This window comes from Bacillus sp. MM2020_4, assembly GCF_011250555.1.
Taxonomy (GTDB): Bacteria; Bacillota; Bacilli; order Bacillales; family Cytobacillaceae; genus Neobacillus.
In genome coordinates this window covers 1-8,640 of sequence record NZ_JAANMZ010000081.1, presented here as the reverse complement: position 1 = coordinate 8,640, position 8,640 = coordinate 1, and the positions used below count along the sequence as shown (strand labels likewise).

General features: G+C 36.6%; 7 protein-coding genes and 3 pseudogenes. 2 read left to right on the top strand and 8 right to left on the bottom strand.

All coding sequences use genetic code 11. The features are described from left to right. Positions 1 to 184 precede the first annotated feature (184 nt). Both G6554_RS25885 and G6554_RS26435 read left to right on the top strand, forming a co-directional pair. Positions 185 to 331, top strand: a complete 147-nt coding sequence (locus tag G6554_RS25885) for an HK97 family phage prohead protease (RefSeq protein ID WP_481747940.1) — start codon at positions 185 to 187, stop codon at positions 329 to 331. Positions 332 to 861: 530 nt separating this feature from the next. Further along, a pseudogene (locus G6554_RS26435) lies at positions 862 to 1,672 on the top strand (IS110 family RNA-guided transposase); the annotation flags it as partial. Positions 1,673 to 1,851: 179 nt separating this feature from the next. Here the strand turns inward: G6554_RS26435 and G6554_RS24865 are convergent. The 8 genes and pseudogenes from G6554_RS24865 to G6554_RS24825 all read right to left on the bottom strand — a co-directional run bounded on the left by G6554_RS24865 (position 1,852) and on the right by G6554_RS24825 (position 8,432). Beyond that, a complete protein-coding gene (locus G6554_RS24865; protein WP_156482168.1) occupies positions 1,852 to 2,013 on the bottom strand; it encodes a hypothetical protein in 162 nt (53 codons plus the stop codon). A gap of 114 nt (positions 2,014 to 2,127) precedes the next feature. Beyond that, on the bottom strand, positions 2,128 to 2,667 hold the full coding sequence (locus G6554_RS24860; RefSeq protein ID WP_166246779.1) for an HAD-IIIA family hydrolase: 540 nt from the start codon (positions 2,665 to 2,667) through the stop codon (positions 2,128 to 2,130). A 109-nt stretch (positions 2,668 to 2,776) separates the two neighbouring features. Next, complete coding sequence (locus G6554_RS24855) at positions 2,777 to 4,006, bottom strand: DUF6688 domain-containing protein (RefSeq protein ID WP_347564351.1); 1,230 nt, start codon at positions 4,004 to 4,006, stop codon at positions 2,777 to 2,779. A 119-nt stretch (positions 4,007 to 4,125) separates the two neighbouring features. After that, positions 4,126 to 4,195, bottom strand: a pseudogene (locus G6554_RS26430) (class I SAM-dependent methyltransferase); the annotation flags it as partial. Positions 4,196 to 5,808: 1,613 nt separating this feature from the next. Then, positions 5,809 to 6,374, bottom strand: a pseudogene (locus G6554_RS25870) (type 1 glutamine amidotransferase domain-containing protein). Between the two features lie 23 nt (positions 6,375 to 6,397). After that, the gene (locus G6554_RS24835) at positions 6,398 to 7,393 is read right to left on the bottom strand and encodes an oxidoreductase (protein WP_166246774.1); all 996 of its coding nucleotides are present in this window, start codon (positions 7,391 to 7,393) and stop codon (positions 6,398 to 6,400) included. An 18-nt stretch (positions 7,394 to 7,411) separates the two neighbouring features. Beyond that, positions 7,412 to 7,789, bottom strand: coding sequence for a MerR family transcriptional regulator (locus tag G6554_RS24830; RefSeq protein ID WP_166246773.1), 378 nt, complete (start codon positions 7,787 to 7,789; stop codon positions 7,412 to 7,414). Positions 7,790 to 7,982: 193 nt separating this feature from the next. Continuing rightward, complete coding sequence (locus G6554_RS24825) at positions 7,983 to 8,432, bottom strand: SDR family NAD(P)-dependent oxidoreductase (protein WP_166246780.1); 450 nt, start codon at positions 8,430 to 8,432, stop codon at positions 7,983 to 7,985. Positions 8,433 to 8,640: the final 208 nt, after the last annotated feature.

Here is an 8,640-nt window from a genome sequence, read left to right as displayed (position 1 = left end):
GGTGTATATAACACGGCCAATTTTAAGAATAATCCCGTTGTAATAAAAAGAAATATAAAAAATGAGAAATTTTTCATAAGTTTAATGTAAGACATAAATACCCACCCTGTTTTATTCCATATTATAACATTTTAACAACTGACATTAAAGTGCTTGGCGAATTAATGAAATCGATTTGCATGAAGTGAGCGTTGTTACATTCCCAGCTTATGAAAATACAACGGTTCAAGCAAGAGCAAAACAGCTTGAGCATATGCAGCAAAGAAAAATTGAGGAAAAGCGAAAAGCTTTACATTTATTGACTGTAATCCTATACAACCAGGTTTTGTAGGATGAATCACCTCTGAACCCATTGATTTTTTCATAACGCTTTAGGAATACATCCTGGGCTCCTCTTCTACTGGTTTTGACGAACATATGTATAAGCAAGCCTAATAATACTATTTCTGTATTCATCCATTAACAAGTTTAGTTTTTGTTTCTTATTTAAATCGAAATAATGCGAACCATATGTATTATTCTCTAGCATTTTTTCCAGAAACCTATTTTTATTAAAAAGTTTTTAGGAACATTATAAAGACTCTTATTGAGCTAACCTTCCCATTAGCCATCCATGAATCGCTAAAAACCAGCTCTTCACCACAAAGAATGAAATGTATTGAATCCGTCCATACTTGTTCTAAGACTGGGAGAGGAAGGTCGATGAACTATGGTGCCGTAGAGCCCATCCGTTAGTCTGACTCCAACGACCACGGTGCACCACAAACTGTCGCTCCCTTACGGGAAGCACTCATGGTAGATTAATCCTAATTCTGATTGTTGCACCAGCCTCCAATTTATAAGCCTCGAAAGGAAGATTCAATGGATGTAATCATTGAAAGAGCGTGTGTATTGGATGTCCATAAGGACAACATCACTGCTTGTATTATGACTTCGCAAGGAAAGGGGGTTCAAACATTTTCTACTAAAACAGTTTTTTTCTATTAAAGTTATTGGACTGGATTAAGGAGAATGGTTGTACTCACGTAGCTATGGAAAGCACAAGTGTTTATTGGAAACCTATTGTTAACTTATTAGAGTCCGAAGGAATCGAGTTTTTAGTTGTCAATGCTCAACACACGAAGGCACTTCCGGGACGCAAAACTGATTTTAAAGATGCAGAATGGATAGCCCAACTTCTTCCTCATGGGCTTCTAAAAGCAAGCTTCATTCCTGATCGGAATCAACAAGAACTGCGGGAACTTGTTCGCTATCGCCGAAGTATTATAGAAGAAAGAGCCATACAACATAATAGAATTCAAAAGGTTATAGAAGGTGCCCATATCAAACTTGGTTCTGTTGTGTCTGATATCATGGGTGTTTCATCAAAGGATATGCTTTGAGCGATCGCCAATGGTGAAGACGATCCTGAAAAACTTGCAAACTTCGCTCGTGTACAATGAAGCGGAAAAAAGAAGAACTAGAATTAGCCCTTCAGGGATATGTAAACCCTCACCAACGTTTGATGTTGAAAACCATTTTAACTCACATTGATTTTCTAAGTGAGCAAATTGAAATGTTGGATCAAGAGATAGTTCAAAGAGTAAGTTCTTATCAGGAAGATATTGAACGACTCGATTCCATTCCTGGTATCGCAACAAGAATGGCTGAACAAATCTTAGCTGAAATAGGTATTATACTGTGACAATTACCGAAGCATCCTAATCAATTATTCCAGTTCATAAACACCTCGATCAGACGCTTCTTTTTTTTAAAAAATAAATGAGATGCTTCTATTTAAGTATTGCCATTTTCCGAATCTCACAGAAGTTAATTTTCATGGTAGTGCAATGAATCCAGAAGCATTATTTCCTAATTTTTCTCTAATATAACAAGTGAATAAACTGTTGCAACTGAACCACCTGACATAGCACTCTGAGAGACAACCTTCCAACCCTCTTGCAATAGTTGATTTAAATCACTTAAGTTATTCTTCTTATCGGTAACATAATAAACTACGATTGCCTTTTGCATGATACACCTCCTGATCAAAATATATCCTACTATCTAATAAACTTCCCCGCTACTTGAAGAAGAAGGTAATTTCGTTTTCCAGTAGAGCCCTCGATAGTTTAAGAAGGAAAAATATTACAGTATCGATATTAACCATTTAACAGCTTCATTAAAATCCTCCGCCACAAAATCTGGCTTAACTTCGCCCCAACGACCAAAAAATTCTTTGTTTGAGTATTTCTTAAAGGTTTCTTCCCCACTACCTGTTTTCACTAAAATTTTCTTACATCCAACTTCATCTGCTGCTATTAAATCAGTCCATCTATCCCCGATTACTACACAATTGCTTAAATTCAAATTATTATCTTTAGCAGCCGTTTTTAACATTCCTGAAGAAGGCTTTCTACATTTACATCCTTCATTATGTTGATGGGGACAGAGATAGATTTTATCAAAACCAAACTCTCTGAGTTCCTTATCAAAACTATCGTTTGTTGCCTCTCCCTTAGAAATTCCAGGTTGGTTAGTAAAAGAACATATTAAAGCACCAGAACTTTTTAATTGTTGTAATGACTCTGAAACATTAGGAAAAAGTTCAAACTCTCCAGGATAAATAACCTTATCGCTACCCCCGATAGTACCATCCCTATCTATGAAAACAGCTTGTATGAACATAACTTTCACCACCAAACTTACAGTTTATCCTAATCAATATTCTGTAATTCCTCTAAGGCATTGTTAGAATACAACACAGAAAAGTTATTTTATTCTTTTCTACATTTTGTCACTTTCTCAACTCACTATATTGAATATAGATTCGGTTTTCCGGCTTGCGGTCCACAGTATATAGTATCAAAAGGAAAAACCATTCCATAGGCTTCATTAATAGGTAGACAAGGTCTGCGGACCATTTTGACTGAATATGTCGGCTAAGAGGGTATCCATACTTATCGTAAAAAGCTCTGATTACCTTATGGCAGTTTGGCGTATATTCCTCCAAAATATTTTCAAAAGCATTCGCAATTAGCAGTTGCCGGTTTACGATAATTCTTGAGCCCCTTCTTATTCCTGCCCTAACTGGCTTCACTAGTTTACTATGCCCCGTTGCCGAAACCGTACACAGATAATGGCCGTCCCCCTCAGTGACCTTCGGTGCCGGTGCGGGAATCCTAGAGTAATGAAAAGAACTTGTATCAAGGAACACTCGGATAAAGCTATCAGGCCGCTGACCAAACAGAACCAATATCAATTGAATAAGGATTAGGACGGGAAAAAGACAGATTGCCCATACTCGTGACATCTTTTGATAGTTTGAAGAGATCCTGTAAAGAAAAAGCAAGAAAGAATGCTTGTAATCCGGCTCCGATTCCCCTATCTTTTCAAGTAAACCATTTAGTGATTCCTGTAATCGAGCAATATAGAGGAAAATTAAGGATAAGAAGCTAACCTGCAACAGCGGGACAGAAAATTCCTCTCCATCATGGGTGAAAGCTGTATGCGTTAAATAGATAACTGCAAATAGGATATTTAATATCATTACCGTGCTGCCTACACAAAATAGGATTGGGGAAAGCGCCACTTGAGAAGCTATCAACCAAAAGCTAAACATACCAAGGATTAATAAAACAATCACTGACAAGACATGCTCATTTGCGAGTGAGGCATATCCATTTGCTTTGACCCCGTTCATGGAGAAAATCCACATCTGCTCGCCTCCCTCCAAGCCAATATGGTTGATAAAAAATCCAAGCATCAATAAACAAATAATGGCCATAGAGTAAAAAGCATCAATGAACTTGGTTCTAACTGAGCCACTTCTGTTCACTTGACGCCTCTTTTTTGATAGAAAACTTTGTACCATTCGAATAAAGGCATATGTAGGAACAGACACAAACAGTAGTATCACTAACACTAACGAGAACAACAACGTAATCCCTCCAATTAAGTAACCATTCAATTGACATGACACAAGCCTGGTTCGAATAACTCGAATTTTTGCGAGAAACAGAGTCATCGACTTATATACATAGAATTTCTTTGTGCATATTAATAATAATACATAGTTAATCTAGGTACAAGTTTTTTGTGAATTTCACAAACTTTTCAACCCAAAGGGACGGTGCATATTCTTCATTGTCTTATTAATGTAAACTATTTTATGACTAGCTGCTGGGTGATCTTTTGGACCAGGTCCTCCGACCTTTCTGGTAAATCTTCTAAATAAACAGTCTCATTTGAGACCGAAATCCAATTAAGTTGTAAAAAGTAATTAACTATAAAAAAAATTAAAATTGCTAAGGCGATTACTAAAATTTTTCTACGTTTTTTAACCATTATTTCCCCCTGTAAAAACCTGTATCTTACTTGAACTATTCTCCCCCGACATCCTAAGAACATTGTTTCACAAAATCATTTTAGTGCGACTTTAAACATTACCGATTAGCTGGACATATTTCAATCTGTCATTTACGATATCCACATAAGACTTTTCTATCTCAATCCCTATATGTTTTATAGCCTTATAGTGTGATAGCTGAGACTGACCCACAATATCAAAAATATCTTTCACAACTACAATTTGAAACCTTTTTTCTTTTTAATTCTAATAATTTAAACCAGAAGGTGGCAAATTTTAATGAAAAAAAAGGGGCAATTTGATTTACAACAAAGACAAATTCAAAAAATCTATAAAGAAAAACTAAAGATAAAAAAATCGGATAACTCGTTTTTTCTACTCCTGATTGGATGCTTCATTTTTGGAGTATTCTTATTAGCCTTGCTTCATTTCGTTTTCAAAATTATCCCATATTTTTAAATAGTTTGGGCATTTCCTTATAACGTTTTTTGTGTCAAATAAGACATTATATCTAACCCCTTGTTCAACTAAACTGCTCGTTACTTCAATAAGAAAAAAGCTTTCTCCACTTATTGTAGAAACGCACCCGTTACTTTAAGGACATTTCTTCACAATCTAAGTCGTCATTTATATATCTAATGTTAATCCATTTCTTTTACCCTAATAATGGGCTAAAGGGAAACCAATAATCATACAAATAAGTCCACCTATTCCAGTCGAAATAAAAGACAGTTCTTCTGTAAAAAAGGACCAACTGATAATCCAAAAAATAATAATTAACCAGCCTAAGACATTTGGTATTTTTAGTTTTATCCTTGACCTCCGTTAGACTTAGGCAAGCGAAGGCTAATTGCCATTAAAATAAGTCCAAGTAGTCCAATTAACCTACCGACTATAATCTATTGAGTTGATAAAGAAGTTTGAAAATATATTCCTACCATCGCTAAGATGATGCCACCCCGGGTAAAAATTCTTCCTATTTTCATTTTCTCTCCCCCAACCTCAATTCCCCTTTATATAACATTTTGCATAATAACCCATAATCTTATTGAAGTGTTCTGCTCGTTTATACAATAACTTCAACAAAAATTAAGCGATAACCCTCCTTGGACTATCGCCTCCAATAGTTTAAGTGTAATCCTTCACAATTTCTTCTACATCCTAATTTAACTCCAATTCCTATTAATTGTTGTTCCAGAATCCAATTCAAAACAAAAAGACGCCTTCTTATTCAAGAAAAGCGTCAGTTTATGGAATAACAGAGAAGCTTCTAATAAAGGCCACGCCAACAAATCCGAAAAACGTACGCTAAGCGAAAATAGTCAAACAAGCCGGATATTCCCTAAGGAAATCCGGCTTGTTTTGTGCAATCGCTCTGGAAGATCAACTTTTAAACCGGAGCGGAGGCATATATTTTCTAACTCTTCTTTTTAGATGATTTTATTTTCTTTCTTAAATATTTACTTTCCTTGAAGACGTTCAAACACTCTGGACAGTTCCATTGGTAAATCGCCGGGCTTACGTGCTGTAATAAATTGACCGTCCTCTACCATAGGTTCATCTACATTGACACCGCCAGCCTCAGTTATTTCATTAGCAACTTCGTGCCAAGATGTCATATTGCGTCCTTTGACAAGCCCAGTCGATACAAGTAATTGTGGAGCGTGACAGACAGCACCAATGAGATTTCCGCTCTTAGCAAATTCCTGTACTAAATGAATAGCTTCTGGAATTTGTCTGAGTGCACCAGGTGCCAATCCTCCAGGAATATAAAGAAGTGTGTAATCCTCTGGATTGCATTCATTAAGTTTTTTTGTAACCTGTAGTTCCATCCCACGGAAGCTTTCAATACTCCACCTGTTGGGGTTATTACATCCACTTCATACCCTTCTTCCATGAAACGGTAATAAGGATAAAAAAACTCAATGTCTTCCACTTGATCAGCTGTAAGAATAGCTACTTTTCCAATATTCGGTTTATTCAGTGGAATACCTGCTCTGTTGTCTACTTTTGCTTCATTGCTCATTTTAGGTTCTCCTAAATTTTGAATTAATCTAAAAAATTAATTCCAGTTAGATTTTCACTTAGTCTCCAAAGCAGTTCTGCATATTCTGTATTAACAGCCCACGGTCTAACTCCCGATGGGTCCGAACTTTCGGCAGAAACTGCTTCTGCAATGTCAACATTTTCGCAATATACGCCACCTTTGCCATCAAGTTGACTATTTACCGCACACCATACAATTGTAGCTGCCCCTTCTGTTATGCTTTTAAATTCTTCATCATATTTTACCACAGCTCGATTTCCATGCTCGTCCAATGCTCCCATTGAACGCATTTCTTCAGCAGTTAAATTTCGAGCTAAATTTGTTACAATCGTTCCAGGGTGGGCAGAGAATGCACGTACATTAAATTTCTTACCTCGTTTATCTAATTCAACTGCAAATAAAGCATTTGCCGTCTTGGATTGCCCATAGGCTTGCCATTTGTCATAATTACGATTTTTAAAATTGGGGTCGTTAAAATCAACACCACAAATACGATGACCGCGCGAAGAAACTGATACAACTCTTGCCCCTTTAGCTTGGACTAAAGCTGGCCAAAGTCTTGCTGTTAATTGAAAATGTCCTAAATGATTAGTTGCAAACTGAGATTCATACCCTCGTTCATCACGTTTCAATGGATTAGCCATAATACCTGCGCTGTTCACTAGAATATCCAATGGACGATTTGTTTTAAGAAATTCTTTTGCAAAAGCATCTATAGCATTCGGATCAATGAGATCTAATTTTTCCAATTCCACTCGTGGAATACTTGAAATGGCTTCTTGGGCTTGTTCAACTCTTCTTGCAGGTACTATTACTGTTGCTCCAGCTTCCGCAAACATCCGGGTTATTTCAAGCCCCAATCCTGAATATCCTCCCGTTACAATGGCTACCTTTCCACTTAAATCCTTTCCTCCTAAAGCCTCTCTAGCTGTAGTTCTTGAGCTAAAACCAGAATGAATTGGTTTTTGAATGGTACTTTCATTATTCTCATTAAGCACTTAATTCCACCTCGCATATTAATTGGTAACTTTCCCTGTCTTTATACGCTGAAAATGAGTAATTTTATAATTTATAATATCCAAAGTATCTTGCAAATTAGTTACCTGACTGGTGATTTGGTTTTTATGTTCTTCAAGTATCGCTTTACAAGCATCATCGTTTTTGGCTAGTGAGAATTTCACATATTCTTGTATTTTTTTTAAGGGCATTTGTGTTCTCTTGAGATGATTAATGAAAAGTATTCGATCTATATCTAATTGAACATACTGCCTATTGTTATTATTCTTATTTCTCTTAGGTGGGGGAAGAAGATTAATTTTTTCGTAATACCTGATTGTGTCTTGACTTAATCCTGTTTTTTTAGCAGCATCCGATATTGTGAATATATCGTTCATCTGTGAATCTCTCCTTTCACTACAAGCATATTACTTGGAGTTAACTCCATGTCAATAACTTTTTTGAGAATAAAACGGAAAGTTATTATGATGAATCTTATCACAAATGGGACCGATACTTATTGAAACAAACTGCACATACAATTATTCACAACCTATAAAAAAGGAACGTCATTGCACTAAACTGCTTTTTTTAGCCACTCAAAACAAAAGATGGAAACAACAGACAACAAGATTTTATTTCGGCACCTGAGCGCATTAGTGACGAAGCATCCAAAAATTCCGTACGGAAGAAGCCCGGGGCTACTACGGTCGCATGTATTCCAAGCGGAGCCAATTCCATTGCAAGTGCCTCCGTTAGTCCTTCAACAGCGAACTTGGTTGAACCGTATATGCCCCAGCCTATATAACCGCTCAATCCCCCAACGGACGAGATATTAATGATATGTCCGGAACGTTTTTTACGCATATGTGGCAGTACTGCCCGGGTCACATTCAACAAGCCAAAGACGTTCGTTTCAAAGTTTTTCCTAACTTCATCAGCGGTAGCTTCTTCAACGGCACTCAGTAGCCCGTATCCTGCATTATTAACAAGAACATCAATTTTGCCAAATTTCTGTACGGTTTGATTCGCAGCTGAAATTGCCTGCTATATGAAAATATATACACATTCCTTTTAGGTGATAAGTTTCTCTACGGATATCTTCTTTAATTAAGCCTTAATTGTTATTGCTATTCCCAAATGACCGAAAGTTGACGGTATTGCCTGTCCAGAATTAGACGGTTATAATGTCCATGTATATATATTTCGGAACATTTCGACATTATTAATTCTGGAGAAAGGAAAAGAC

Excerpts from the sequence above, each read along its gene's own strand:
- G6554_RS24865 (WP_156482168.1), bottom strand. The coding sequence starts at position 2,013 with ATGCAAAAGGCAATCGTAGTTTATTATGTTACCGATAAGAAGAATAAC.
- G6554_RS24860 (WP_166246779.1), bottom strand. The coding sequence starts at position 2,667 with ATGTTCATACAAGCTGTTTTCATAGATAGGGATGGTACTATCGGGGGT.
- G6554_RS24855 (WP_347564351.1), bottom strand. The coding sequence starts at position 4,006 with ATGACTCTGTTTCTCGCAAAAATTCGAGTTATTCGAACCAGGCTTGTG.
- G6554_RS24830 (WP_166246773.1), bottom strand. The coding sequence starts at position 7,789 with ATGAACGATATATTCACAATATCGGATGCTGCTAAAAAAACAGGATTA.